Here is a 26,573-nt window from a genome sequence, read left to right as displayed (position 1 = left end):
AAAGATACATAACTGGTACTCATTAATTATCTCGTAAAACCTTCAATTGTTAAATTATAGGTTGAACTGTATGAAATCTAATTTGATTTGAAAAATATGATAATAAACGCGGTTTTACCGAGTTTAAATTAATTTTTGACACTTCAGGATTAAAATCTTCAATTCAATTAATTTGGATTTTGTTCGATGTGATAATCGTGCAACTTTGGGTAAAACCAAAGAAATTATGAAAAAAATTGTTCTCGTTGTTTTTGTTTTAATCGCAAGTATTTCTAATGCACAAACTGGAATAATTAAGGGACTTGTCATTGATAAGCAATCAGAAATACCATTGGTAGGAGCTACCGTAGAATTAATAAATGAAAAGCAAACAAATGGAGTAATTACTGATATAGATGGCTATTTTAAACTTGAAAATGTATCTCTAGGCCGACAAGTAATACGTATAAGCTATATTGGTTTTGAATCTATAACTTTACCTAACATAGAGGTTACCTCGGGTAAAGATGTAGTGGTTACGGTGGCATTAATAGAATCTTTTGATCAATTGGATGAGATTATCATTACTTCAGAAACCAATAAGGTAAAGGCTATTAATAAACTGGCTTCTGTTTCTGCAAGACAGTTTGGATTAGATGAAGTAACACGTTTTTCTGGAGGCAGGAGTGATGTAGGTCGTTTGGCAGCAAATTTTGCAGGAGTCTCATCTCCTGATGATAGTAGAAATGATATTGTAATAAGAGGTAACTCACCTGTAGGTTTATTATGGCGGTTAGAAGGTGTGCCTATACCAAGTCCTAATCATTATTCGACTTTAGGAACAACAGGAGGACCGGTATCTGCATTGAATCCTAATTTGTTAAAGAACTCTGATTTTATTACTTCTGCTTTTCCATCAGAGTATGGGAACGCAATAGGAGGAGTATTTGACCTAGGTTTTAGAAAAGGAAATATAGATGAATATGAGTATACAGGTCAGGTTGGAATTTTTACAGGAATAGAAGCAATGGCTGAAGGACCTTTAGGGAATAATAAAGGATCTTTCTTAATTGCAGGAAGATATTCTCTTGTTGGTTTATTAGGAATAGGTGCAGGAGGTACTTCGGCCACTCCCAACTATTATGACGTTTCATTCAATATAGATTCTGGAAAAGGAAAATTAGGAAGTTTATCTCTATTTGGGATTATCGGAAATTCTGATATCGAATTTTTAGGAAATGATATTGATGAAGATGATTTGTTCGCTGCTGAAGATGAGAATACCTTTGTTGATTCTGGTTTTGCGGTTATAGGATTAAAACATCAAATCAATACAGGTAAAAAATCTTTTTTAAGAACAATAGTTTCAGGTTCATCTTCTGCCAATACTTTTATTGCAGATCGTTTTATTGATAAAGACACTCCGCAGGAACGAATTATAAGATATACAGATGCTGATAACACCGAAACTCGATATACATTTTCTACTCTTTTTAATTCTAAGTTAAGTAATAAGGCGACTATAAGAACAGGGATTTTATGGGAGAATTTTAAAATAGAATCTCTACAACGCGATCGCCTGGAGCAACCTGACGCTGATGGGGATGGAGATCCGGATTTGTTCACATTTACAGATATTGATGAAAATTTGAGTATTGTTCAACCTTATATTCAGGGGCAATTTAGATTTACAGAAAAACTTACATTTAACTTGGGTGTCCATGGACAGTATAGTACATTAAATGAACAATTTGTAATAGAACCCAGAGTTGGCCTCTCCTATAAATTAGCACGAAATCACAGTATTAGTTTTGGATATGGTTTACATCATCAACCCATATCATTACCCTTATTGTTTTTGAATGAAGATATTAATGGAGAATTAGTACAAACCAATTTGGATCTTGATTTTGTGCGAAGCAGTCATTATGTATTGGGGTATGATGTGAGAATGGGTAAAAATTGGAGAGGTAAAATTGAAATGTATTATCAAGATATCGATAATGCAGCTGTTGAGTCATTTGCATCAAGTTATTCTTCATTGACCGAAGGAGCAGATTTTGGATTTCAGAACGATCGTGTTTCATTAGTTAACGAAGGTACTGGCTTTAACCAGGGAATTGAACTTACTATAGAAAAATTTTTTAGTGAAGGGTATTACGGGTTATTGACAACCTCTTTATTCGAAAGTAAATACGAGGGTAGTGATGGTGTAGAACGAAATACTCCCTTTAATAATGGATATGTATTTAATCTATTGGCAGGAAAAGAGTTTAAGGTAGGAAAGGCTAAAAAAAACGTATTGTTTTTTGATACAAAATTCACCTTTTCTGGCGGTAGGTATTTTACACCTGTTGATCTGGAATCTTCACAACAAGCGGGGTTTGAAATTCTAAGAGAAGATTTGGCGTATAGCGAACAAAATGATGATTATTTCAGGTTAGATGTAAAGTTAGGGTATAAGATTAATAGCAAATCTAAAAAACGATCTCATCAGTTTTATTTGGATATTCAAAATGTAACCAATAATGAAAATATTTTTGTACGCCGTTACAATAGGCTAACCAACCAGGTAGATCAAGTGGATCAGATAGGGTTCTTTCCTGATTTTGGATATAGATTTCAATTTTAAAAATACTTTGATTGTTGATGATGTTATTTTGAGTGATTCCTTCTCTCCGCAAAGTTATAAAGTTATGATCACCCTATAGGAGAGGGGGAATTCTTTAAATTATTAAAATAATGAAGAAGATAGTAATTGTTGTTTTGGTTTTATTTCTTTTGTTGATAGTACTATTTAAAAGAATGCGGATAAAATATGGAAAACTAACTATATGAATTTTTATAGGATAGTATGTTCTATAAAATTCAAAATAAGATAATATGTATGTCGAACTTTAGTTTTTTTGAAAATAAGCTTCGACTTGTGCAATTCTCTTTTCTTTATCTTGATCTGATAGCCAACTTGCTTTAAAACTGTTGATCACTAGTTGAGTGATTTGTTGTTTTGAAAGATGAAGCGCTTTAGAGATTTCTAAATAATTCTCATTCATATATCCTCCAAAATAAGCAGGATCATCTGAGTTGACAGTAACGAGTATGTTTTTTTCCATCATTTCGGGTATAGGATGGTCTTTAAGATCGGTAACCACTTTTAATTCTAAGTTGGATAAAGGACATACGGTTAAAGGCATTTGTAGATTTACTAATTTTTCTACTAGTTTAGTATCATCCAGACAGCGGTTTCCATGATCTATTCGGGTTACCTTTAGTAAATCTAAAGCTTCCCAAATGTATTCTGAAGGACCTTCTTCTCCCGCATGGGCAACGGTAAGAAAACCTTCTTCTCTGGCTTTGGCAAAAACACGCTCAAATTTTGATGGAGGATTTCCTAATTCTGAAGAATCTAATCCCACAGCAGAAATCCAATCTTTATATGGTAAGGCCTGTTGCAATGTGTTAAAAGCGGAAGTTTCATCCAAATGCCTTAAGAAAGACATGATTAATTTAAAACTGATACCAAGTTGTTTTTTACCATCCTCTAATGCACGGTGAATTCCTTTAATCACCGTATCAAAGCTGATGTCTCTATCGGTATGTGTTTGAGGATCAAAAAAGATCTCGACATGTACAACATTTTGTTCATGTACTTTGTTTAAATATGCCCAAGTGAGATCATAAAAATCTTGCTCTTGGATTAGCACATTAGCACCGGCATAATAGATGTCTAAAAATTCTTGAAGATTATTAAAACTATATGCTTTTTTTAATTCATCGACAGAAGTGTATGCTATTTTTTTATTATTTCTTTTTGCAATTTCGAACATTAATTCAGGCTCAAACGTTCCCTCAATATGTAAATGAAGTTCTACCTTAGGGATTCCTTGAATAAATTGTTCTATCGAAATAGTATTCATAATGCCTTAATTATTTTTTTATGGGGTTAATACAAAACGGATAATTACACTTTTTGATCTTGTACTTTATTTTGTAACATCTTGATTTCATCTCTTAGTCGTGCTGCGGTCATAAAGTCAAGTTCTTTTGCTGCTTTTTCCATTTCTTTTCTTACATTTCTAATCCTTGTCTCCAACTGTTCTTTAGTATAATACGCAGTTTCTTCCTCCGCTGCTTGTAAAGAAGGTGCAGTTTCAAAAGTATACGGTTCTACTTTTTTACCAGCCAATGCATTATCCAGGGATTTTTTGATAGCGGTTGGGGTTTGACCATGTTTAGTATTGTATGCTATTTGTTTTTCTCTACGATACTCGGTTGCTTCAATAGTTTTTTGCATACTTGCAGTTATTTTATCAGCATACATAATGGCTTTTCCATTAACATTTCTGGCTGCTCTACCAACCGTTTGCACGAGAGATCTTTTGTTTCTAAGAAAACCTTCTTTATCTGCGTCTAAAATAGCAACTAAAGATACTTCGGGTAAATCCAAACCTTCTCTTAATAGATTAACTCCGATTAAAACATCAAAAATACCTTTACGTAAATCTTGCATAATTTCTACACGCTCTAGCGTATCTACATCACTATGAATATATCTACAGCGTATATCAATTCTTGTAAGGTATTTTGTTAATTCTTCGGCCATTCTTTTAGTAAGCGTAGTTACTAAAATTCGCTCATCAACATCAATTCGTTTTTGCATCTCTTCGATAAGATCATCAATTTGATTTAAACTGGGTCGAACTTCAATAACAGGATCCAATAGACCGGTAGGTCTTATGATTTGTTCTACGAATGTACCTTCACTTTTTTGTAATTCATAATCTGCCGGAGTGGCACTAATATATAATACTTGATTTTGGATAGCTTCAAACTCTTCAAATTTTAAAGGCCTATTATCCATAGCCGCAGGAAGTCTGAATCCAAACTCGACTAGATTCTCTTTTCTAGAGCGATCTCCACCATACATAGCATGAGTCTGTGGTATAGTAACATGACTCTCATCTATAATCATCAAATAATCATCTGGGAAGTAATCTAGTAAACAAAAAGGTCTTGTGCCAGGATTTCTACCATCTAGATAGCGAGAATAATTTTCAATACCCGAGCAATACCCTAATTCTTTAATCATTTCTAGATCAAAATTAGTGCGTTCTTCTAATCGTTTTGCCTCGAGATGTTTTCCAATTTCTTTAAAATATTCAACTTGTTTTCCTAAGTCAAGTGCTATTTGATCTATAGCATTATGTAAGACTTCTGGAGAAGTAACAAACATATTAGCAGGGTAGATATTTAACCGATCATATTTTTCAATTACTTTATTGGTTTGGACATCAAAAGCCTCGATTTCCTCAATCTCATCACCAAAAAAATGTACTCTAAAAGCATCATCTGCATAACTCGGGAAAATATCAACAGTATCTCCTTTAATTCTAAAATTACCGTGCTTAAATTCTGCCTCAGTTCTAGAATAAAGACTTTGTACCAAACGATGTAATAGTGCTGTTCTAGATACAAACTGTCCTTGTTCAATTGAGATTACATTTTTTTGAAATTCTGCAGGATTACCGATACCATATAAGCAAGATACTGAAGCGACTACCAATACATCTCTTCTTCCTGATAATAGAGATGAGGTTGCGCTCAGTCTCATTTTTTCAATTTCATCATTTATAGAAAGGTCTTTTTCTATATAGGTGCCCGAAGTGGGGATATATGCTTCTGGTTGATAATAATCATAGTATGAAACAAAATATTCTACAGCATTTTCTGGAAAAAATTGCTTAAACTCAGAATATAATTGTGCAGCTAATGTTTTATTGTGCGCCAAGATTAATGTAGGGCGCTGCACTTGTTCAATAACATTTGCAGCGGTAAATGTTTTTCCTGATCCAGTAACTCCTAATAGCGTCTGATATTTTTCATTAGACGTTAATCCATTAACTAATTGTTGTATGGCTTCTGGTTGATCTCCTGTAGGTTTAAATTCAGATTTTAACTCAAACTTCATGTACCTCTTACTTTTTAAGAATAAAGATACATAATACGAATAATAGATTTATAGATTTGAGTATAAACTTCCGTTAAGAATTTAGATACAAATTCAGTTTTATAAAACTAAGATTAGCATGAGATAAATCATGATCGATATTTTTTGAAAATTAAAAAGAAAGATTTATAAATCTCTCTTTTTAAGAAGCCAATATGAAAGCCTTACAAAAATGGCAGTCCACACTAGAACGATTACAACTTCATACCAATGCACGGCGTAATCTCTTTGAAAATTTTCTCCTAATTGATTAGCAGCAGATTGAATAAAGTTTAATCTACTAAAAGGCTCATTAACCAAATTACTCATGCTTTCTAGAGGGAGAAACGGTATAATTTTATCAACAAAATCTGTTTCAAATTTCCATTTAAACAACCCAGAGACTAATCTAAATAGACCTTCTATAATTTGCCAAAAGATTAAAAAACCTAATGCGAAAGCCGATCTTTTGATTAGAATCCCTAAAAACATACAGAAAGAAAAGAAGCCTACAAGTTTTAAGAAATAGGCGAAGATAAATTCTAAACCAGAAAAGATAATCGAGAATTCGTTATAATCTGAGAATATCAACCCTAGTACTAATGACACAAGAAATAAAAATATAGTAGATATCAATGAAAAAACAATAACCGTAAGAAATTTTGAAGCTAAAAACTCCTTCTTGCTTAGTCCATCTATTAGGTTTTGTTTTAGGGTACGGTTTGTATATTCGTTAGCCATTATAGATACAATCACAATAGCCAAAAACAGTTTTAGCCATGCCGCTATAAAAGCATTAAAATGCCATATATATGGGAAATTAAATATTCCTTGATCTGCCAATCGGAAATTTACACCTCCAAAACTAAATTCGTAAGAAGCAATTAATGCGATGGCAGTAATAAGTATAAAATAAGTGATAGTTAAAACCTTAGCAGCTTTATTGTATCTTAATTTTTGAAATTCTATATTGAGTAGTCGTAACATGTTTTTAGTTTAAGTTGCTGGTTAATTGTAGGAATTGCTCTTCGAGACTTTCTTTTCGTTTTACAAGATATGTAAGAACGATACCTTCCTTAAACAATTGTCTATTAAGACTTTCTTCATCTAACTCATGAGCCAAAAAGGCAATGATTTTATCTCCTTCTTCTTTAAAACTTTTAAAATCTTTGTGTTTGGTTAACCACTCTTTTAGAATAGAGTTTTGATTACTTTTTAACTCAAAGAAACCATAACTAGCATTCATTTCATCTACTGGACCGGAGTATAATTTTACACCTTTTCTTATAATCACAACATGGCTACATACTTTTTCTACTTCGTCGAGTAGGTGAGAAGCCAAAAGAATAGTAGTCCCTTGAGATGCAATTTTTTTAATGATTTCACGAATCTGATGTATCCCTTGTGGATCTAAACCATTGGTAGGCTCATCTAGGATTAATATTTCGGGATCGTTAAGTAATGCCGAGGCAATTGCTAATCGTTGTTTCATTCCTAAAGAAAACGTTCTAAACTTGCTGTCTTTGCGATCTAATAACCCAACGAGTTCTAGTTTTTCGTCAATCTTGTCAGCGGGAACCTCTTTAATTTGGCACACCAACTTTAGGTTTTGAGAAGCAGTCATATAAGGATAAAAGTTAGGGCGCTCTATAATGGCACCTACTTTTTTTAAGGCATTATGTGTTGATGTATTTCCGTCGAACCAAGTAAAATCTCCTGATGTCCGGTTTACCACATTTAATACAATCCCTAGTGTTGTTGATTTCCCACTTCCGTTTGGCCCTAATATGCCATAAACATTTCCCTTTTTTATAGTAAAAGAAAGATCTTTGACAGCAGTGATATGGTCAAATTTCTTTGTGAGATTATTTAACGTGAGTATATTTTCCAATTGTGATTATTTTTGGCAGTTATATTAAACAAGACGATCAGTATGATCTTTTGTTACAATTTCTTTTGACTTTCAAGAGGATAAAAGACAAAATATAAAGATGTTGAAAATGTTAGAACCATTGAAGCTATTAATCCTTTTGGGGTTTCATAATTGTTATTTGTAACTTGCCTCTTGAAATGATTGAAGGTTATGGAAGAAAAATTAATGTCGAAAAAAAAACCGACGTACCCTATAAATGATCAACTAGATAGGTATTTAAAAGAATGTAATCGAAAGATTAAAATTCCGGTGTTTTATGATGATTTACTTAGATTTTCGGGCTCAGTAGTTGTGTATGATAGTAATGATGAAGATACTTTATGGGTTCGACTATATTATGAGGAGCATGAAAGACCTGAGATAGAATCTAGTCTTAAAAAAGTATATACAATTCTACATTCTGATGGTAACGAGGATGCTATTGAGTTCTTGAACATTGACGCAATCGATTATTGCACTTTTGGAAATTCGAAACCATTTCGAATTAAGGTTAGAAATATTCTAAATGATAACTACACATATATTTATGTGAAAAAGGCAGATGCTTCGCGTATTTATGGTTTAGAGTTAGAGCATATGTTTTCTCCTAATCGAATTAATTTTTTGGTGTACAAAAACACACTAATAGAAGAGCATATTGCTGGTATCCCTGGAGATGTATTTATCAAGGATTTTCTTCCTGATCTTAGTGATCAGGCAAAATCACAAATTGCCAAAGAATTTGTGAAATTTAATGAACGCTGTCAAATGCGATTATTAGGAGATATGCGTTCTTATAATTATGTAATCATACCTATTCATGATTTTGATCATGTAGAATATAAGATTAGAGCTATAGATTTTGATCAACAATGTTTTGAAGGTAAATTAAAAGTCTACCAACCGCAGTTTTTTAAAGAGAATTATACCATGGTAGATATTGTAATGAATAAATTGCAACCTAATTCTATAGAACAATATAAAAAAGAAGAGCGTTCAATATTGGCAAAACGAATTTTGGCTTCTAGGTCTCGATATGAAACTTTGGTAGATTGTATGTGTTCTGATCAGATTTCTACAAAGGAAAACCTAATAGAATTGAGGGAGCATTTATATAATTTTACCTTAGATTTAAATTTTAGACGTAGTAGTTCGATGGGAGAAGTGCTAAAGACGGCTATGGACTTTGTACGACGCAACTATGAGAATGTAAACATGAAAAATTTATTGGATAAGTAAGCGTTTTGATTTTAGGTATACTATTACATCGTTGATTATAAAATCCCAATTCCAAGTAATATTGAAAAAACAATAAGTAATACCCCAACAACAATTTGGATGGTGTTGATGGTGATTTTTTTTAGGAACTTATTGCCTAAATAGGCACCTACAAATGCCATAACTGTTGCAGTAACAAGCATAGGATAATTAAGTTGATCACCTAATGAATAAATATCTTTGGCATAGACTGAAATTCTAGAAACATCAATAAAACAAGCTATAGATACTCCTGTAGCGATAAAAGCTTCTTTGCTTAATTTGGTTCGTATTAAAAAGGCAGTTCGCAGTGCTCCTTGATGACCCGATAACCCACCGAAAAAACCACTTAAAGCCCCACCTAAAGGTAGATATTTAGTGTCAATCTCTAGTCTTTTAAGTTTAGGGATAAGATCAAAAAGAGAAAAGAAAATTAATAATGATGCTATACAGATTTTAACAACAGTAATTTGATATAATTTATTTTCGATATTATACGAATACAAAGGTTTAATATTTGTTAATGATCCCAATATGTAAGCTCCTAAAAAAGCAAATAAGATAGCGGGTAACCCAAATCGTAATACTGTTTTGAGGTTAGCTTTTTTTCCTACAAGTGTTAATTTAAAGATATTGTTTAGTAAATGAACTATAGCGGTTAATGCGATGGCAATATCAATAGGAAAGAACAATGCGAATACCGGCATTAATAGTGTTCCTAATCCAAAACCAGAGAAAAATGTTAATCCCGATCCTAGTAAAGCAATGACACCAACAAGAATGTAGTCCATTGCCTATTATGTTTTTTGTTCTTTATTAAAGTATACCAAGTAATAATACATCTGTTTTTCTTCATCCCAACCTTTTTCTACAAATTTCTCTGCAGATTCGGGATTAATGAAATCCATTTTTATTTGAACATTAGTATCAAGATTGATTACATTTTTGATTTTTTTTCTAGCTGCAGTAACTGCATTATTTGCAATAGGGAAAGAAGTAAGGTCTTCGATTTGATATTTTGGTGCCTTTTCTACTTTATAATGTTTAAATTCGGGGATTAAATCTGGATTATCAATTACGTCATTTAAAAATGCCGATTCTTCAAATTCATCATTTTTTGCAAAGTGATTTACTGCACGATTCATGAACATTACCTCTTCCTTTTTATCTTCTGCGGGTAATACTACATCTTTGGCAAAATCTTGGCAAAATTTCATATACTTTTTGGTATAAAAATTTTCATCGGCAAATGCTTCTACTCCTAAGAAATTTTCTAACCAATACTTGGTGTCATATCGGTTAGAGTCTACAGATAATACTTTGTATCCCTCTTCTTTTTTATGATTAAAAATTAGACACCCTTTATCAAGCTTGTTTAGATTAACTCCTTGCTGGATTAATAACTCTATGTCTGATTCTCTTTCTTCAAATTGAAGAAAATCGTGTTTTAATTCGGATTTAAAAATCCCTAGAGCAGATACTTTTTCATTATCGATTGTTACATTTTCAAGATAGGTTACATAAACTTCTCCACTTTTGATGTGCGGGTGATTTGATTGTTCATACAGGAGAGAAGCAATTCGTTTAGATTTTTCATGTACTCCAGATGGGTTTTCAAAAATTTCTGTGACAACTTTATATAGAGGATTAAATTCAAAATCTACTTCATTGGCAAACTGAAAATAATTTTCTTCTTTTTCTCTAAAAGGTTTAAAAAAATATTCTTTTAGAATAGCAGTAAGTTCATCATTTACTTGATAAGGAGAGTCTGATAAAAATATGCTTTCCCCTTTATTTTTATTACCTACTTTATGAACAGATAACGATTCGATTTGGGTGCTATATAGGTTAATCATATTCTTGTTTTTCTTACTGTTATAATTTTATCGAAATGTTTTATTGTTTTAGTTTTTTGAATTAATTCCAATTCTCATCAAAACCTAATTCATCATATTCATCAAGATCCATGAATCCATCGTCATTTCCTTCGTCGAAATTTTCAGATTCATCAGATTTAAATTCTTTATCTGGTGCTTTATCTGGTAACTGACCATGAACGAACATAACATTAGGGTATTCCATACCGCCTTCGTACTCTGCTATTTCTGCTAATTCTACCAGGAAAGTCCACATACTCAAGAAATCGTAAACATAAATCAATTTAGGCGAAGCTTCATGTACAACATCAATCAAAGTAGTTTCATTCATTAACCTAACGGGTTGGCTACCGTCACTCATGTCAAACAAAGATATTTCTTCACCTTGGCTCCATTGATCATCACTAACATAAAAAGAAGCCATTTCTGTACCATCAAATCCGAAAGATTGCGTAATCACATTATGAAATTGTTCTAATGTTGCATCTTGTTCGATTTCGATATCTCTAAACACATCTTCTTCAGTGTCTAATATAATTCTAAAGCGATAAATCATTCTTAACTAATTTTGGAACTGCAAAGATACTATAAATGAGATGTTATTTACTAAAACGATGTAATGAAAAAGTCATTGCCCCAAGTAATAAAAATGCTACCACTTGATGTAAAACTCCCAATGTAAGAGGTACTCTGTATAGTAATGTGAAAACACCAAGTAGAAATTGAATGCAAACAGCAATTAGTAATATATTCAATGACCAGGATTGGATGTTGTTTTTTTGTATTTTTTTACTTCTGTACCAGATCAAAATAATTAATCCAACCACGAAGTATGCTAAGTATCGATGTATAAATTGTACTCCGCTTTTTCCTTCAATAAAATTTTTAATTAAAGGGGATTGTTCTATATATACAGATTCATGTATTACCGATCCATCATTCATTAGTGGCCAATGATTGTGTAATAAACCTGCATCTAATCCGGCTACAAAAGCACCGTAAACGATTTGCAACAAAAGCAATCCTAAACCCCATCGAATAAGGTTTCTAAATTTAATGTTGATTGTCTTTTTATCTGGATACATAAGATCTAGTGCAACCCATAGTGTGTAGGCAAAAGTGATAAAGGCCATAGAAAGATGCATTGCTAATCGATAGTGACTTACATCGGGCCGATCAATTAAACCACTTTTTACCATAAACCAACCTAGGAAACCTTGAAAACCTCCTAAAACCATTAATATTATTGATTTTTTTATGGTGGGCTTAGTAAGTTGTTTCCGAATTAAGAAATATATAAAAGGAATAATAAATACAATACCTATAAATCTTCCGATTACACGGTGCAACCACTCCCAGAAATAAATGTCTTTAAAATCTTCAATAGTAAATTGATGATTTATTTTTTGGTACTCGGGATATTGTTTGTACAACTCAAATGCTTCATTCCATTCTGAATCATTCATAGGAGGTATAGTGCCAGAGATTAGTTTGTAGTTAGAAATAGATAGTCCTGAATGTGTAAGCCTGGTAATTCCTCCAACAACTACCATAACGAAGATTAACATACACCCCGCAAGTAGCCAATAAATTACTTTTTTATTATCCTTTTTCATAAAGTTGTTAATCTGTTAACTCATTTTTAATCCCAGTTCCTTTCCTTTTTCTATCATAAATTGATAGGCTGCTTCATGTTCGTTAGGAATTTCTCCTTCTAGAATGGCTTCTTTTATTGCTTCTTTAATAATTCCGATCTCTCTCGACGGTTTTATGTTGAAAATTTTCATTATTTCTTCACCAGTAACTGGAGGCTGAAAATTGCGAATATGATCTCGTTCTTCGACCTCTACCATTTTTTGTCGTACAATTTTAAAATTGTGATGGTATTTTTTAAAACGTTTAGGGTTTTTAGTAGTAATATCTGCTTCGCAAAGTGTCATTAATTCTTCAATATAATCCCCAGCATCAAATACAAGTCTTCGTACGGCAGAATCAGTCACGCCACTAGCAATTACAATAGGTCGCGAACTCATTAAAACCATTTTCTGAACGAATTTCATTTTTTCATTTAATGGCATTTTTAATCTTTTAAAAAGTTTAAAAACCATTTTAGAACCCACAAATTCATGACCATGAAAAGTCCAACCTACTTTTTTGCTAAACTTTTTAGTAGGTGCTTTACCAATATCATGTAGTAATGCTGCCCAACGTAACCATAAGTCATCAGTGTTTTCGGCAATATTATCTACTACTTCAAGAGTGTGATAGAAATTATCTTTGTGGCGTTGTCCTTCAATTTCGTCAATACCTTTTAAGGCAATTAATTCTGGAAGAATGTATCTTAATAGCCCTGTGCTTTCTAATAATATGAAGCCTAAGGATGGTTGATCACTTAAAATAATCTTATGAAGCTCATCGACAATTCGTTCTTTTGTAATGATTTTTATACGATCTTTATTTTTTGAAATAGCTTTAAGTGATTTGTCTTCTATTTTGAAATTTAATTGAGAGGCAAATCTAATAGCTCGCATCATACGTAGGGGATCATCAGAGTATGTGATATCTGGATCTAAAGGAGTACGGATAATTTGCGAATTTAGATCTACGATCCCATTAAAAGGATCGAGTAATTCTCCAAAATTTTCTTGAGATAAATTTAATGCAAGTGCATTAATAGTAAAATCTCTACGATTTTGATCATCTTCTAAAGTGCCATTCTCAACAACAGGATTCCTACTGTTTTCTGAATAAGACTCCTTGCGTGCGCCCACAAATTCTACTTCAATATCTTCAGTCTTGAGCATCGCAGTACCATAAGTTTTAAAAACCTGCACTTTAGGATTATTAGGTAAAAGTTTAGAGACTTCTTTTGCTAATTGTATTCCATTACCAACGGCAACAACATCAATATCTTTAGCTTTTCCTCTTTGTAATATATGATCTCTTACATATCCTCCTATGACGTAGCAATTTACGTTTAAGTTTGCTGCGGCTGTAGTGATAGTTTTAAAAATAGGGTGTTGTAAGGCTTCTTTAAAATTTTTGGCGTCAGACATGAATCAATTTACTTCCGGATAATTTTTACGGTGCTATCATTTCCAATTTTAATAATCGAAGAGGGTTTAACACCTTTTTTTTGTAAAGGCAAATTTACGACATAGTCTACGCCTTCCAAAATGACTTCAGATATTTCTTCAAAGTTTTTTGGAGTAGGCATGGAACTAATGTTTGCAGATGTAGAAACGATTGGTCGTTTAAATTTTCGGATTAATTTTCCGCAAAAAGGATCTCGTGCTACTCGTATTGCCAGGGTGTTTTCATCTGTAATAAGGTTTTCGGCTACTCGAAGAGGTCTATCGTATATTATAGTTGTCGGTTTAGAAGCATATTTTAAAATGTCGTATGCAACTTCGGGTACTTCTTCTACGTACTGCTGTAACATTTTAAAATCACTCACTAGAGATATCATAGATTTATTTTCTGCTCGTTTTTTTAGTGCAAAAACTTTATCAATGGCTTCTGCATTTGTTGCATCACAACCAATTCCCCATACAGTATCTGTAGGGTATAAGATAATACCGCCTCTTTTTAATATTGATATAGTTTTTTCGATTTCTTCTCTATAATCTGTCATGATTTCTGGTTAAATATCAATAGATATAATCTGTTGTTTGTGTTTTAAAGATTTTGTTAATGGCGCCTGAAGAAATAAAGTATAAAACAAAGGCCAATACTTTGGTTTTACGATACTACTAAAGAAATAACGTATTTGTAAATATGTCAAAAGAATATAAAATGGTATAATGCCGTAATGCTTCTTTATAACATACATTAATGATATTTTTAATTCGGTTTTGATTGTAACAGATCTTTCTGTACTTGCTCCATGATAATGTATAAATGTAGCATGAGGCACTAGAAAAGCAAATTTGTTAATTTTTGCTAAACGTTTACATATATCAGTTTCTTCATAATACAAAAATATGTTTGTGTCGAACCCTCCAATATCATTAAAATTATCAGCTCTAAAAAACATAAAACTCCCTGCAACAAATTGAGCTTTTTGAGGGTTCGTATATAGCTTTTTGCGTTTAGGGTATTTTTTTGGATTCAACATTTCTAAGAACTTTCTTCCAAAAAATTCTCTTTTTAGAGAGGCAAAATGATCGATAGTAGGAAGAATTTTTTTGTCCTTTGTAAAGGATTGTGGAGCACAAACGCCAGCATCTTCTTTTTGATTCATAAAATCTTTAAGGACAGAAAGGCAATCACTTTCAAGTATGGTATCATTATTAATAAAGGCCAGGTATTTTCCTGTAGCTTTTTGCACACCTATCATATTACCACCACCAAAACCGGTGTTAATATTACTGCGTATCAATTCGATTGGTGCAGTTGCTGTAATAGAGTCAATATAATTTTTTAGTGTAAGATAACTCTCTTTTTTAGAGCCATTATCTACTATGAAATACTCACATGTTAATTTTGGAGAAGTATGTAGTAGTAATGACTTTATGCAATTAATAGTATACTCCTCAGAATTATAATTGATGATAATAATCGAAATATCCGGCATAGTTTAATTTTTTAGATATTGATCTACTCCTTTTTCGATATAGGTAACCTTTTTTTCTGTAGTTTCTCTTTCAATTATTTCATTAACATGAATGTGACTTTTGTCTTGTTCATGATGGTAGATGTGATATACGATCCCCTTAAATTTTAATCTTTTGCCTTTGATTCCTATATTAAGTAAACGTTGTATCATTTCACTGTCATCGATTCCCCACCCAGTTAGAGATTCATTAAAGCCATTAACTTTTAAGAAATCTTCTCTCCAGAAAGACATATTGCATCCTCGTAACTTAGAAGATCTTTTGTCTTCTTTTTTGTATCTGTTTGCCAAAAAAGGAATACGTAGTGTGCGCCCTCTTTTTTTAATGCCTTTAGATAAGAAATGAAAATGGGTTTGTTTTGTAGCGAAAAGAGTTTTTAAATAATCCTCTTGTATGTTTACCCGACTCCCATATAGATAAATTCCTTTTTCAGCCAAAGAAAGATGATCCTTTACAAAATCCTTGTGCATGATAATATCTCCATCAATCTCTACAATATATTCATATTTGGCACTGGCAATTGCCTTATTCATAATTGCCGGCTTCTGGTTTTTATTGTCTTCGTGCCAGATATGATAAAGAGGGACAGGAAAATCTTTTTGCATTCTTTTAATTAAAGTAGCAGTCTCATCTCCAGAACCATCATCAGCAATAATTACTTCATTTGGTAAATGTGTTTGCTTCTTTATACTTAAAAGTAGTAATTCTAAGGCTTCGGGCCAATTGTAAGTAGGGGTAACCAAAGAACATTTAGGATATGCTGTCATCTAAAATAATTTGTTTTGCAAAGTAACGGATTTTCGAGATAAGAATTTGATGGCAAAATTAATAATTAATGATTCTATATTTATATATCTATACAATAGTGCTCTTTATTTGAATATATTTGTAAAAATTACAACGCATGGATTACGAGCACAAACCTGAAGGATATTATGATAATATTCGTCATGAAATGATAAAATATTTACCAGATAACCCTAAGAAAATAATTGATATTGGTTGTGGAAACGGAGCCTTTGCAAATATGCTTAAGGAAAAAACAGGAGCAGAAGCATGGGGAATTGAATACATGGATGATGAAGCTCAAATAGCAAAAGAAAAATTGCATAAAGTGTTTTCTGGGAAATGTGAAGATTATCTAGACGAGTTGCCCGATGGTTATTTTGACGTGGTTTATTTTAATGATGTTTTAGAGCATTTGGTTGATCCTTATATGGTTTTAGAGAAAGTAAAACATAAGTTAACACCCACAGGAGTGGTGATCAGTTCGATTCCAAATGTGCGATACTATGGTACTTTTTTGAAAGTATTGTTTAAAAAAGAATGGAAATATGAAGGTCATGGAGTTATGGATAAAACACATCTTAGATTTTTTACAGGTAAAAGTATACGTAGAATGTATGAAGAGTTAGGGTATTCTGTGCTTACTCACGAAGGGATAAATAGAAGTAAATCTATTAGACCGTATTTGTATAATATCCCATTACTCTTTAGTCATTTAGATATACGATACCCGCAGTACGCAACAGTAGCCACATTTAAAAATTAGCGTTTCTAAAATGCAAAATAATTTTGTAGTACATCCTGATTATAGTTCAATTGAAAACAAGATAAAATCAACAATAGTTAATTTTGATGATTATTCTGAAATCCTTGGTGATCCAGGACGTAATGTAATTAAGATTGTAACGATAGATGGTAAAAAACATACTATCAAATCTTTCAAAATACCTAACGCAATTAATCAAATTGTATATCGATTTTTTAGAAAATCTAAAGCTCAGCGATCATTTGAATATGCGAATAGGTTATTAGAGCTGGGAATTGATACTCCTTATCCCGTGGCTTATGAATTACGTACAACTCCTTTTTTGTTTAAAAAGAGTTACTATGTTAGTGAATTAGAGAATGCTGATCTAACATATAGAGAGTTGACTACCGATTTTGATATTTCTGATCATGAAAATATACTTAGATCTTTTACTCGTTTCACATACAAATTGCATGAGAACGGAGTGAACTTTTTGGATCATTCCCCAGGGAATACGTTAATTAAAAGGGAGGAGAGTGGATACAAATTTTCTTTAGTTGATTTAAATCGTATGGAGTTTGGGAAAATGGATTTTGATACTAGAATTAAAAATTTCGCAAAACTCACCATACATGAATCTATGGTGCGAATCATGAGTAATGAATACGCAAAATGTACGGGTGAAGACGAGCAAAAAATATTTGATTTGATGTGGCGATATACCGAAGAGTTTCAATATCGATATTACAGAAAAATAAGAATCAAAAGGCGGATTTTTTTCTGGAAAAAGAAATATAAAAATTAAGTTGAAAAAGCTAAAGCGAAAGCCATTTTTTAAACTTCCCTATTTTTTCTATTGCTAAGAAAATGTTGTTTTCTCCAGGTGCTGGGTGTAGTGATATTTTTATTCGTGACTTAGAAGTATAATACATTTCTTCAATAGATTTTAAGTGAATTATATACTTTCTATTAATTCTAAAATAATCTGAAGGGGCTAGCTCCTGTTCTAACTTTTTTAAAGAGAAATCGACAGGTATTTTTTTTCCACTCCAAAGCATGATAAATGTCAATTTTTCCTCTGTAAAGAAATAAGCAATTTCGTCAATTTCAATAGTTTTTAAACTATTATTGATCTTTACCAAAAACCTTTTTTTATATTCTTTTCCATTGTGAAGAAATAGATTTTTATACTCCGGTAGCTGATCTTTATTAAGTTGAAAATATTTATGAATGCTTTTGGATAGTGTAGCTTTAGAAACAGGTTTTAGTAGGTAATCGATGCTGTTTTGCTCAAAAGCTTTGATAGCATACTCAGAATAGGCGGTAGTGAATATTATTGGAGTATTTATTTCGAGTATTTTGAAAATTTCAAAAGAATATCCATCAGATAAATTAATATCGAGAAAAATTAGATCAGGATTTTCTGTCGATAAATATTCTATCGACTCGTTTATAGAAGTAAGAACTTTTACAATCATTATTTGATTATTAACTTCCTGGATTAAGTTTTGTAACCTAATCGCAGCAATGCTTTCGTCTTCTATGATGATTGCTCTGGTCATATTTCGGGTTTTATTAAAGGAATTATGGCTACGTAATTATCGTTTAATACATGGAAGGTAGGGTGCTTAGAATGTATCATTTTGTATTGGTTGATCAAGTTTTTTTGACCGATACCTAAAGATTTTTCATAATCATTATTTTTTGGTTGAAAATTATTAATCACTTTAATAGTATCGCCATCGCTAATAATGGATATTTTTAATGGGGTGTTACTTGCGATTATATTGTGTTTTATAGCATTTTCAAAGAGTAGTTCTAGTGTCATTGGTGGTATTAAGAATTTTAGTTGTGATTCTTTGATTTGATTTTCAAATTCTATATTTTTTCCAAAACGAATTTTTTGCAGCGATATATATGAATGTATTAACTGCAGTTCTTTTTTTAAGGGCACAACAACCTCTTCGCTTTGGGTCAAGTTATATCGATATACATTTGATAATTCTTGTAAAAAATATTCTGCTTTTTTAGTATCCGTACTTATTAACCCGGACAAACTATTAAAACTATTAAACAAAAAATGGGGATTTAACTGATTTTTTAATGCTAAGTATTGTGCAATGGATTTTTCACTTTGATATTGAGTGAGCTTTATTTTTATATCTTGTCTTTCCTGCTGAGATTCCAGAAAGATCTCTACAAAATATACAAAAGCAATAATGGCAAAATTAACTAATAGAACCGACCAAAAGCCCAAATCGAAAAATGATTCATTAACCTCGTCATCATCATTGAAAAAAAAATGAGATAGTAATTTCAATACAAATGTTAAGGAGATGGTCTTGACTACGATAATACCTGTCCATAAACTTAAATATTGAGATCTATTTGCTGTGTCAATAATTCTGGGTGCCAGTTTTTCTTTTATATAAACCCTAGACCAGAATATGATTAGAGTATAAACAAAGCTAACTGGTAGTAATATTAAGGTTTCAGAAAGCCCCTCTTCTAGATCACTACTGTAAACTTCACTTATCAAATGAAATGCATTAAACAAAAGAATAATGAATAGATAAAAATATACTCGGTTAGTGTTCAATTTTATGAAATTTAGTTTTCTGTAATGGTGATCGTATCTTCTTCAATATCTACTGTATAGAAATATCCCAAGGCACGGTTATTTGAATTGCTTAAATTTATTAAATTTCCACGAATAGATGCAGGAGGAGGGTTACCGATTATTGGGTTACCTAGGTTTCCTGTTTGAATAAATAATTCCGTTAAGAAATCAAAATATGATTCTGATATAGACAATTGCTGGGCTTTAGCGATATCTCCAATTTCGAAAGCTATTTCATCGTTTGGGTTTACTCCTAAACGTTGTCGTCCATCAAAGAATTTGTCGGATACAATTAAAACTTCACTGTTTCCGGGATCGGGAACGATCACAAATTCGTCGTTTTTAAAAAGGCGATAATGATAAAAATTAGGAATATTGATTGGGTCTGTAGTATCAAATTTGACAAAATAACCAGCATCTGTTACCAAGGTTTCTTCTTCAAATTCGAAATAAAAATCATCAAATTGCGGTACTTCGATTAGTGTATCAAACCCTTCATAGATTTCTCCATTCCAGTTTATGGTTATAGTGTACGTATTTCCAATTTCAGGGGTGATTTCTGAATTTTGGTAAACCCCATTACCAATGTGAGTAAAGACCCAAGAATTAGTGCCATTAGTAACTGTAACCGATGCATTACTAATAAAAGGTTGATCCTCGGTAGTTAAAAATGATGCTGTAGTAGTTAGTTGTATCTGTTGCGATGTTAAAGGTGTTATAGTATTTCTTTCGAGTCCACCATTGATGACTAATCTCGGGGTAGCATCGTTTAATGTAATGTCATTAGTTACATCAGTTTCACAAGATGTAAAAAAAAGCGTTGTTATGATGATTACGAATATGTTTGCTATATTTTTCATTAGATTTTGGTTTTAAAATTTAAATTCATAAGATATACTAGGTACAATGCCAAAAAAAGATAATTTGGTTGCCTGTGTCATTCCAGTTGCTATTTCTTGATCACCAATTTCACCAACTTCATTAAAATAGATTGAAGCTGCGTTTTGTCTATTGTAGACATTTACTAGACTAAAAACCCATTTCCCATTTTTTCCTTTTTTGGGATTTAGGGTCGCAGAAACATCCATTCGATGATAAGCGGGTAGTCGATTACCGTTTCTATTATTGTAATCAGCAACTACTAATCCGTTTTGTTCATATCTTCCGGTAGGGTAGGTTACTGGTCTTCCTGATCCGAAAACGAAGTTTAATCCGAAATCCCATCTTTTATTGAGTTTATAGAATCCAACTAAGTTTATCTCGTGTAATTGATCACTGTTCGATGGGTAATATTCATTATTATTAATACCAAGAACTTTTGTTTCTGATTTGGCAAGAGTATAACTTAACCAACCGGTAAATTTCCCTTCATTCTTGGTAAGTTGAACTTCTAATCCATATGCTCTTCCTTTACCCTGTGCGATTTGGGTTTCTATTTCTTCTGTGAATAATAGATCAGCCCCATCAATAAAGTCAGTAACATCGCCTAATTTCTTGTAATACGTTTCTAGGTTTAGATCGTATTTTCCATCTTTAAATGATTTGAAATACCCAAGCGCTAGCTGATCTGAATATTGGGGCTTTAGATAAGGTCCGCTGGGAGACCATACATCAAGAGGGGTGGGAGAGGTGGTATTAGAAATTAGATGTAGATACTGATACATCCTGTTATAGCTTAATTTGAGTGAATTAGATTCATTTAACAAATATCTTACAGAGGCTCTAGGCTCTAATCCATTAAATGATTTTATGTTATCCCCAGAGCGATAATTTGTAGCGCCAATAATTTCGTTTTCTTCATAAATATCTTGTTCTGGATTGTATGTTAGCGGGGTTCCAGTTTCATATTGTCGTATTTCTTCAGCACCTAATCTATTAAAGTTAGACCATCGTAACCCATATTGAAGACTTAAATTATTAGAAATTTTTTGTTTTAAATCGACATAGACCCCGTTTTCTAATCCAAATTTATTACTGAACTCTTCTTCATTAATGCTGGATCCTCTTAGTGAGGATATTTTTCCTGGTTTGAATTTGTAGTACGTAACATCGACCCCCGTTTTAAGAGTATGATTATTATTTATAAACCAAGTTAATTTCGGTTTTATGTTATAATTGGTAATACTTGATTTCCATCTAAACTCTGAGCCCGTTCTTAAATTATCAAGGTTATATTCATAATTACTAAAAATAGCAGATGACTGTAAAAATAGTTTTTCATTAAGCACACTTGTCCAGCGTAGTGTCGCAGAGGTGTTTCCCCAAGTTGTTCCTAATAATCCATTTAACTCAAATTTATCCCTACCAAAATATCCTGAAAGAAAGAGTTTATTATTTTTGTTAATATCGTAATTAGCTTTGAGGTTAAAGTCATAGAAAAAAAGTGAACTGTCTTTAAAATCATCTAAAAGAAAGGAGAACAGATCTATATATGATCGTCTTCCTGCTAACATAAAACTTCCGGGAGCCTCTTCATTATCTCTTTTTAAAATAGGCCCTTCAATCAAAGCTTTGGCGGATATTAGACCTATACCCACGTTACCGCCGAACTTTTTTGTATTCCCTTCTTTTTGTTTTATATCTAATACAGATGATAATCTTCCTCCATAAGTAGCGGGGATTCCTCCTTTGTATAATTTAGCATTTTTAATTGCGTCAGAATTGAATACCGAAAAGAAACCAAATAAATGCGAGGCGTTATAAATGGTAGCGTCATCGAGTAGTATTAAGTTTTGATCAACAGATCCTCCTCGTACATTAAATCCAGAAGAAGCTTCATTAACACTAGATACCCCAGGTAATAATTGTAATGATTTTAATACATCGGGTTCACCAAGAATTGCAGGCATTTTTTTGATGGTTTCACCCTTTAATGATATGACACTCATCTCGGTTGATTCTATTTTTTTTCTGGCCTTATTAGAAGAAATAACAATTTCATCAAGCTCAGCTAGTTCTTCGGATAAATCGAAATCTATTTTTTGATTGCCATTTATGACAATCTCTTTTTGAATAGTTGTATAGCCTAAATAACTAATTTCGATTTGATGAACTCCTTTCTCTAGATTAATAGAATAGAAACCATAATCATTGGTTGTAGTTCCAATAGAGTTGTCAATAATAATGTTAACTCCCAGTAGCTTTTCTCCAGAGTTATTGTCTTTTACGTATCCACTTATGGTTTGTTTTTCTTGGCTAAAAATTCCAAGAGTGCATAAGAAGAAGAGGTATGCAAGTCTTTTAGTCATGTGTAGTATGATTTTGAACAATTGATATTCAAAACTATACTAGAGATGTCCTTAAATGATATGAATTAGGATAAGACTGGATAAAACCTGATAAACCATTATTTTTTTAAATAAACAATATGGATAAAGATGGTGATAAGAAGAAAAACAAAAACTATTTTTTCTTAGTCAACTCTCTTAATTTGATATATTTCAAGAATGTAAGGTTTGCGGTTTGAACACAAATAACAAAACCATTTACACCATCAAGAAAACCTAATCTTAAAAAATAAGCCTTAAAAAAAGCCCAAGAAGGATTGAATAGAATTTTCCATAGTGAAGCTTTTTTTCCGAGTTCTAAATATGATTGAGCTGATATTGAAGAAAACTTTTCGATTTGTATGTTGTAAGCACTATATGTTGGATAGTTCCAGTGAAGAATATCACCTTTCAACTTGCCACAATTTTTAGGGTCATAAAGTTTGTAAGAGTCGTGCGGATTAATTCCTTTCCATTCGCCTTTACCTTTTACAAAAGCTCTTAGTTTTTTGTCGGGATACCAATCAGAATGATTAATCCACTGCCCGCAAAAATTATTATAACGATTCATGAAATATCCTTCATGTGTCCAATTAGATTTGAGCTTGATTAATGATTTTTGTAATTCGGGTGATAAAGCTTCATCTCCATCAAGAGAAATAATATGATTATGAGTAGCCTGATGAATAGCAAAATTCTTTTGCTCTTTGTAACCAAGAAATTTTTGCTTTACAAATTTAACGTTATACTTTTTGCAAATTTCTTCTGTAGCATCTGTAGAAAAAGAATCTACAACTACTATCTCATCGACAACTCCTTGTAGTGATGCGAGGCAAGTTTCAATTTTTCTTTCTTCGTTAAATGTTATGATAACTCCAGAGAGCTTAACCATAGTTGATTGTTTTGTCTTTAAACTAGATTACCGGCAAAAATAACTAATTTTTATAGTAACTAAGGGGTAATATTAGTTTGATTAATGATTTTGTGTGATGAAGAAAAGTCATCAAATTATGTGCCAATGGGTAAAAAATGTTATTCAAAATTTTGAGCCAAATATCCTCTTAATTTTCGGATAATAGATTCTGCAGAGAATTGCTGGTATAATTCTAGAGATTGATCTTTCATTTTTTTTGAAGGACCGTCACTGTATAATTCAGGTTTTACATCTGCAAGATGAATCGAATCATGGTCTATTCCATCTTCAAACATATTCCAATCTTTTTTAATGATCCAGGGTGAAAAAATAGTGAAAGTGGATAGTTCTAAAGCTTTAGCCATATTTACAGCACCACCTTCATTTCCAATTAAAGCATTACAACAAGACAAAATAGCGATAAAACCTCTTAAACTTTTTGCGTAAACATTAAAATGTATACGTTGCTGAGTTCTAGGAAGCGTAAGGTCATATATGGTTTTCGCGTCTTTTTCTTGATCGGGAATATAGTTAAAAAGAATATTGGCTGCAGTTGTGCTTACAATTTCATCAATAACTTTGGCCATAGCATCAAAAGGAAGGGTTTTCCTTTTTTCACTACCTAAAACACTAATCATGATCAAGGGATCTTTGGTATGAATACCATTAGATTCTAAAAACTCTTTGGCTCTGGCTTTCTCTTCTTGGTCAAGAAATATTTTAGGTTTAACAATTTCTGAAGCGATACGATGTTCGGGAAGAACAAGTCGTAAGCGATTTTCAATCGCCGTACTTGCGTTGGTCAATGGATTTGCTTTTCTGTAAACAACCTCAGTATATATAAGTTGAGTATACCATTTGTAAAAAGAAATTCGTTTTGGAGCATTAGAAAATAACGATATTAAGTTACTCTCTAATTTTCCAAAGGCATCTATTACTATACTATATCTTTGTTTTCTGATTTGTTTTAAAAATAAGTAAAAAGCCTTTTTGTTATTTCTATATTCTTGTTTGAATTCTATAATATTATCAAAAAACGGATTGTTTTTGATGACAGCTTTAGTGTTAGAATATACCAAATAATCGATAGTAGCATCCGGATGTTCCTTACGCAAGGTCTCGCATATAACTGTGCTAGCGAGTACATCACCAATCATTTTTTGCTGAATAACTAAGATTCTCATATATTACTGACTATCAATTAAAAATTGAACTTATCCTTATCTCTTATAGACAAGTTCAATTCTTTTTTCATAAACTATACCGCAACGTCGTATTCACGAAGAGCATCATTCAATGAAGTTTTCTTATCTGTACTTTCTTTACGCTTTCCAATAATTAATGCGCAAGGTACATTGTATTCTCCTGCCGGGAATTTCTTGGTGTAGCTTCCAGGAATAACCACTGATCCTGCAGGAACGATCCCTTTTCTTTCAATTGGTGTTTCTCCTGTTACATCAATAATTTTTGTAGAGGCTGTTAATACTACATTGGCACCAAGTACAGCTTCTCTCTCTACTCTTACACCCTCTACAACGATGCAACGAGATCCTATAAAAGCATTATCTTCTATAATTACGGGAGCAGCTTGTAAAGGTTCTAATACTCCACCTATACCTACACCACCACTAAGGTGAACATTTTTACCAATTTGAGCACAACTACCTACCGTAGCCCAAGTATCTACCATGGTCCCTTTGTCTACATATGCACCAATATTCACATAACTTGGCATTAAAATAGTACCAGGAGATATGTACGCTCCATGACGAGCAACGGCATTTGGTACAACTCGAATACCTTTAGCTTCGTATCCTTTTTTTAATGGAATTTTATCATGATATTCAAAAATACCTGCCTCTAAGGTTTCCATTTTTTGGATAGGGAAGTATAATACAACTCCTTTTTTTACCCATTCATTTACTTGCCAGCCACTTTCTACAGGCTCTGCTACTCTTAGTTCACCCGCGTCAAGTAAGTTAACAACTTCTCGTATGGCACTTTGAGTTGATGATTCTTTTAAAAGCTCTCTATTATCCCAGGCTTTTTCTATGGTTTCCTTTAGTTGGTTCATCGATTAAAAATTTTGGTAAAGATAATAGCTTCATTCGAAAAAAATACGGATAAACCATATTTTAGGAAACCATTAATAAATAAGGTCTTTTTATAATAAAATCATATTTTTGCACAAAAAAATGAATGGCGCGGATTTTGGCAATAGATTATGGAGGGAAACGTTGCGGTATTGCAGTTACTGACGAATCTCAGATAATTGCCTCGGGATTAACAACTGTGAGGACGATGGACCTGTTGTCATGGTTGAAGAATTATGTGACCGAAGAAGAGGTAGAACTTTTTATCGTGGGAGAACCAAAAAGAATGCATGGTGAACCTTCAGAGAGTGAAAAATTGATAAAACCTTTTTTAGAAAAATTAAAAAAGGAACTTCCTGATATTCCGATTAAGAGAATTGATGAACGATTTACTTCAAAAATGGCATTTGATACCATGATTGCAAGCGGCATCTCTAAAAAGAAAAGAAGAGATAAAGCGTTGGTAGATCAAATAAGCGCAACGATTATACTACAAGATTATCTGTATAATCGATAAACC

General features: G+C 32.3%; 24 protein-coding genes. 5 read left to right on the top strand and 19 right to left on the bottom strand.

Going from position 1 to position 26,573, the window contains the following annotated elements:
• Positions 1 to 226: 226 nt before the first annotated feature.
• On the top strand, positions 227 to 2,611 hold the full coding sequence (locus DK508_RS00580; RefSeq protein ID WP_109298928.1) for a TonB-dependent receptor: 2,385 nt from the start codon (positions 227 to 229) through the stop codon (positions 2,609 to 2,611).
• Positions 2,612 to 2,876: 265 nt separating this feature from the next.
• Here the strand turns inward: DK508_RS00580 and DK508_RS00575 are convergent, their stop codons facing one another.
• The 4 genes from DK508_RS00575 to DK508_RS00560 form a co-directional block, all read right to left on the bottom strand.
• A complete protein-coding gene (locus tag DK508_RS00575) occupies positions 2,877 to 3,896 on the bottom strand; it encodes an adenosine deaminase (RefSeq protein WP_109298792.1) in 1,020 nt (339 codons plus the stop codon).
• Positions 3,897 to 3,940: 44 nt separating this feature from the next.
• On the bottom strand, positions 3,941 to 5,947 hold the full coding sequence (gene uvrB, locus DK508_RS00570; RefSeq protein ID WP_109298791.1) for an excinuclease ABC subunit UvrB: 2,007 nt from the start codon (positions 5,945 to 5,947) through the stop codon (positions 3,941 to 3,943).
• Between the two features lie 165 nt (positions 5,948 to 6,112).
• Entirely contained in the window at positions 6,113 to 6,952 is an 840-nt protein-coding gene (locus DK508_RS00565) for an ABC transporter permease (protein WP_109298790.1), read from the bottom strand.
• 4 nt (positions 6,953 to 6,956) lie between these two features.
• Positions 6,957 to 7,856, bottom strand: coding sequence for an ABC transporter ATP-binding protein (locus DK508_RS00560; protein WP_109298789.1), 900 nt, complete (start codon positions 7,854 to 7,856; stop codon positions 6,957 to 6,959).
• A gap of 192 nt (positions 7,857 to 8,048) precedes the next feature.
• Between DK508_RS00560 and DK508_RS00555 the strand changes: the two genes are divergently transcribed.
• Entirely contained in the window at positions 8,049 to 9,116 is a 1,068-nt protein-coding gene (locus DK508_RS00555; RefSeq protein WP_109298788.1) for a hypothetical protein, read from the top strand.
• 35 nt (positions 9,117 to 9,151) lie between these two features.
• Here DK508_RS00555 and DK508_RS00550 read toward each other — a convergent pair whose 3' ends face one another.
• The 8 genes from DK508_RS00550 to DK508_RS00515 form a co-directional block, all read right to left on the bottom strand.
• Entirely contained in the window at positions 9,152 to 9,925 is a 774-nt protein-coding gene (locus DK508_RS00550; protein WP_109298787.1) for a sulfite exporter TauE/SafE family protein, read from the bottom strand.
• Between the two features lie 6 nt (positions 9,926 to 9,931).
• Complete coding sequence (locus tag DK508_RS00545) at positions 9,932 to 10,990, bottom strand: nucleoid-associated protein (protein WP_109298786.1); 1,059 nt, start codon at positions 10,988 to 10,990, stop codon at positions 9,932 to 9,934.
• A gap of 61 nt (positions 10,991 to 11,051) precedes the next feature.
• Positions 11,052 to 11,567, bottom strand: a complete 516-nt coding sequence (locus tag DK508_RS00540) for a hypothetical protein (protein WP_109298785.1) — start codon at positions 11,565 to 11,567, stop codon at positions 11,052 to 11,054.
• Between the two features lie 43 nt (positions 11,568 to 11,610).
• Positions 11,611 to 12,627, bottom strand: coding sequence for a COX15/CtaA family protein (locus tag DK508_RS00535; protein WP_109298784.1), 1,017 nt, complete (start codon positions 12,625 to 12,627; stop codon positions 11,611 to 11,613).
• Between the two features lie 15 nt (positions 12,628 to 12,642).
• A complete protein-coding gene (locus tag DK508_RS00530) occupies positions 12,643 to 14,067 on the bottom strand; it encodes a CCA tRNA nucleotidyltransferase (RefSeq protein WP_109298783.1) in 1,425 nt (474 codons plus the stop codon).
• A gap of 8 nt (positions 14,068 to 14,075) precedes the next feature.
• On the bottom strand, positions 14,076 to 14,645 hold the full coding sequence (locus DK508_RS00525) for an L-threonylcarbamoyladenylate synthase (RefSeq protein WP_109298782.1): 570 nt from the start codon (positions 14,643 to 14,645) through the stop codon (positions 14,076 to 14,078).
• Between the two features lie 9 nt (positions 14,646 to 14,654).
• The gene (locus tag DK508_RS00520) at positions 14,655 to 15,587 is read right to left on the bottom strand and encodes a glycosyltransferase family 2 protein (protein WP_109298781.1); all 933 of its coding nucleotides are present in this window, start codon (positions 15,585 to 15,587) and stop codon (positions 14,655 to 14,657) included.
• 3 nt (positions 15,588 to 15,590) lie between these two features.
• Positions 15,591 to 16,394: a glycosyltransferase family 2 protein gene (locus DK508_RS00515; RefSeq protein ID WP_109298780.1), complete on the bottom strand. Its 804-nt coding sequence runs from the start codon at positions 16,392 to 16,394 to the stop codon at positions 15,591 to 15,593.
• A 137-nt stretch (positions 16,395 to 16,531) separates the two neighbouring features.
• Here DK508_RS00515 and DK508_RS00510 point away from each other — a divergent pair, with 137 nt between their 5' ends.
• Positions 16,532 to 17,179 carry a bifunctional 2-polyprenyl-6-hydroxyphenol methylase/3-demethylubiquinol 3-O-methyltransferase UbiG gene (locus tag DK508_RS00510; RefSeq protein ID WP_109298779.1) on the top strand — a complete coding sequence of 216 codons (648 nt, stop codon included), beginning with the start codon at positions 16,532 to 16,534 and terminating at the stop codon, positions 17,177 to 17,179.
• 10 nt (positions 17,180 to 17,189) lie between these two features.
• Entirely contained in the window at positions 17,190 to 17,966 is a 777-nt protein-coding gene (locus DK508_RS00505; protein WP_109298778.1) for a lipopolysaccharide kinase InaA family protein, read from the top strand.
• Between the two features lie 10 nt (positions 17,967 to 17,976).
• Here DK508_RS00505 and DK508_RS00500 read toward each other — a convergent pair whose 3' ends face one another.
• From DK508_RS00500 to DK508_RS00470, 7 genes are all read right to left on the bottom strand, one after another.
• Positions 17,977 to 18,723: a LytTR family DNA-binding domain-containing protein gene (locus tag DK508_RS00500; RefSeq protein ID WP_109298777.1), complete on the bottom strand. Its 747-nt coding sequence runs from the start codon at positions 18,721 to 18,723 to the stop codon at positions 17,977 to 17,979.
• Complete coding sequence (locus DK508_RS00495; protein ID WP_160114503.1) at positions 18,720 to 19,760, bottom strand: sensor histidine kinase; 1,041 nt, start codon at positions 19,758 to 19,760, stop codon at positions 18,720 to 18,722. The genes DK508_RS00500 and DK508_RS00495 overlap by 4 nt, the downstream gene beginning before the upstream one ends.
• 11 nt (positions 19,761 to 19,771) lie before the next feature.
• Positions 19,772 to 20,641, bottom strand: a complete 870-nt coding sequence (locus DK508_RS00490; protein WP_109298775.1) for a DUF4249 domain-containing protein — start codon at positions 20,639 to 20,641, stop codon at positions 19,772 to 19,774.
• A 12-nt stretch (positions 20,642 to 20,653) separates the two neighbouring features.
• Positions 20,654 to 23,029, bottom strand: a complete 2,376-nt coding sequence (locus DK508_RS00485; protein WP_109298774.1) for a TonB-dependent receptor — start codon at positions 23,027 to 23,029, stop codon at positions 20,654 to 20,656.
• Between the two features lie 154 nt (positions 23,030 to 23,183).
• A complete protein-coding gene (locus DK508_RS00480; protein ID WP_109298773.1) occupies positions 23,184 to 23,939 on the bottom strand; it encodes a glycosyltransferase family 2 protein in 756 nt (251 codons plus the stop codon).
• A gap of 140 nt (positions 23,940 to 24,079) precedes the next feature.
• Entirely contained in the window at positions 24,080 to 25,144 is a 1,065-nt protein-coding gene (locus DK508_RS00475) for a glycosyltransferase family 9 protein (protein ID WP_109298772.1), read from the bottom strand.
• A gap of 74 nt (positions 25,145 to 25,218) precedes the next feature.
• Entirely contained in the window at positions 25,219 to 26,034 is an 816-nt protein-coding gene (locus DK508_RS00470; RefSeq protein ID WP_109298771.1) for a 2,3,4,5-tetrahydropyridine-2,6-dicarboxylate N-succinyltransferase, read from the bottom strand.
• 125 nt (positions 26,035 to 26,159) lie between these two features.
• Between DK508_RS00470 and ruvX the strand changes: the two genes are divergently transcribed.
• Positions 26,160 to 26,570 carry a Holliday junction resolvase RuvX gene (gene ruvX, locus DK508_RS00465; protein ID WP_109298770.1) on the top strand — a complete coding sequence of 137 codons (411 nt, stop codon included), beginning with the start codon at positions 26,160 to 26,162 and terminating at the stop codon, positions 26,568 to 26,570.
• The last annotated feature ends 3 nt before the right edge of the window (positions 26,571 to 26,573 follow it).

The sequence above is a fragment of the Aquimarina sp. AU474 genome (genome assembly GCF_900312815.1).
GTDB lineage: Bacteria > Bacteroidota > Bacteroidia > Flavobacteriales > Flavobacteriaceae > Aquimarina.
The sequence above is the reverse complement of the archived record's forward strand: the minus strand, read 5'-3'. Positions and strand labels throughout refer to the sequence as shown.

What these genes read in the sequence shown, in the direction of transcription:
- DK508_RS00505 (WP_109298778.1), top strand. Translation starts at nt 17,190, where the DNA reads ATGCAAAATAATTTTGTAGTACATCCTGATTATAGTTCAATTGAAAAC.
- DK508_RS00470 (WP_109298771.1), bottom strand. Translation starts at nt 26,034, where the DNA reads ATGAACCAACTAAAGGAAACCATAGAAAAAGCCTGGGATAATAGAGAG.
- DK508_RS00520 (WP_109298781.1), bottom strand. Translation starts at nt 15,587, where the DNA reads ATGCCGGATATTTCGATTATTATCATCAATTATAATTCTGAGGAGTAT.
- DK508_RS00550 (WP_109298787.1), bottom strand. Translation starts at nt 9,925, where the DNA reads ATGGACTACATTCTTGTTGGTGTCATTGCTTTACTAGGATCGGGATTA.
- ruvX (WP_109298770.1), top strand. Translation starts at nt 26,160, where the DNA reads ATGGCGCGGATTTTGGCAATAGATTATGGAGGGAAACGTTGCGGTATT.
- DK508_RS00565 (WP_109298790.1), bottom strand. Translation starts at nt 6,952, where the DNA reads ATGTTACGACTACTCAATATAGAATTTCAAAAATTAAGATACAATAAA.
- DK508_RS00475 (WP_109298772.1), bottom strand. Translation starts at nt 25,144, where the DNA reads ATGAGAATCTTAGTTATTCAGCAAAAAATGATTGGTGATGTACTCGCT.
- DK508_RS00515 (WP_109298780.1), bottom strand. Translation starts at nt 16,394, where the DNA reads ATGACAGCATATCCTAAATGTTCTTTGGTTACCCCTACTTACAATTGG.
- uvrB (WP_109298791.1), bottom strand. Translation starts at nt 5,947, where the DNA reads ATGAAGTTTGAGTTAAAATCTGAATTTAAACCTACAGGAGATCAACCA.
- DK508_RS00540 (WP_109298785.1), bottom strand. Translation starts at nt 11,567, where the DNA reads ATGATTTATCGCTTTAGAATTATATTAGACACTGAAGAAGATGTGTTT.
- DK508_RS00530 (WP_109298783.1), bottom strand. Translation starts at nt 14,067, where the DNA reads ATGTCTGACGCCAAAAATTTTAAAGAAGCCTTACAACACCCTATTTTT.
- DK508_RS00485 (WP_109298774.1), bottom strand. Translation starts at nt 23,029, where the DNA reads ATGACTAAAAGACTTGCATACCTCTTCTTCTTATGCACTCTTGGAATT.
- DK508_RS00555 (WP_109298788.1), top strand. Translation starts at nt 8,049, where the DNA reads ATGGAAGAAAAATTAATGTCGAAAAAAAAACCGACGTACCCTATAAAT.
- DK508_RS00510 (WP_109298779.1), top strand. Translation starts at nt 16,532, where the DNA reads ATGGATTACGAGCACAAACCTGAAGGATATTATGATAATATTCGTCAT.
- DK508_RS00490 (WP_109298775.1), bottom strand. Translation starts at nt 20,641, where the DNA reads ATGAAAAATATAGCAAACATATTCGTAATCATCATAACAACGCTTTTT.
- DK508_RS00545 (WP_109298786.1), bottom strand. Translation starts at nt 10,990, where the DNA reads ATGATTAACCTATATAGCACCCAAATCGAATCGTTATCTGTTCATAAA.
- DK508_RS00525 (WP_109298782.1), bottom strand. Translation starts at nt 14,645, where the DNA reads ATGACAGATTATAGAGAAGAAATCGAAAAAACTATATCAATATTAAAA.
- DK508_RS00580 (WP_109298928.1), top strand. Translation starts at nt 227, where the DNA reads ATGAAAAAAATTGTTCTCGTTGTTTTTGTTTTAATCGCAAGTATTTCT.
- DK508_RS00480 (WP_109298773.1), bottom strand. Translation starts at nt 23,939, where the DNA reads ATGGTTAAGCTCTCTGGAGTTATCATAACATTTAACGAAGAAAGAAAA.
- DK508_RS00535 (WP_109298784.1), bottom strand. Translation starts at nt 12,627, where the DNA reads ATGAAAAAGGATAATAAAAAAGTAATTTATTGGCTACTTGCGGGGTGT.
- DK508_RS00500 (WP_109298777.1), bottom strand. Translation starts at nt 18,723, where the DNA reads ATGACCAGAGCAATCATCATAGAAGACGAAAGCATTGCTGCGATTAGG.
- DK508_RS00575 (WP_109298792.1), bottom strand. Translation starts at nt 3,896, where the DNA reads ATGAATACTATTTCGATAGAACAATTTATTCAAGGAATCCCTAAGGTA.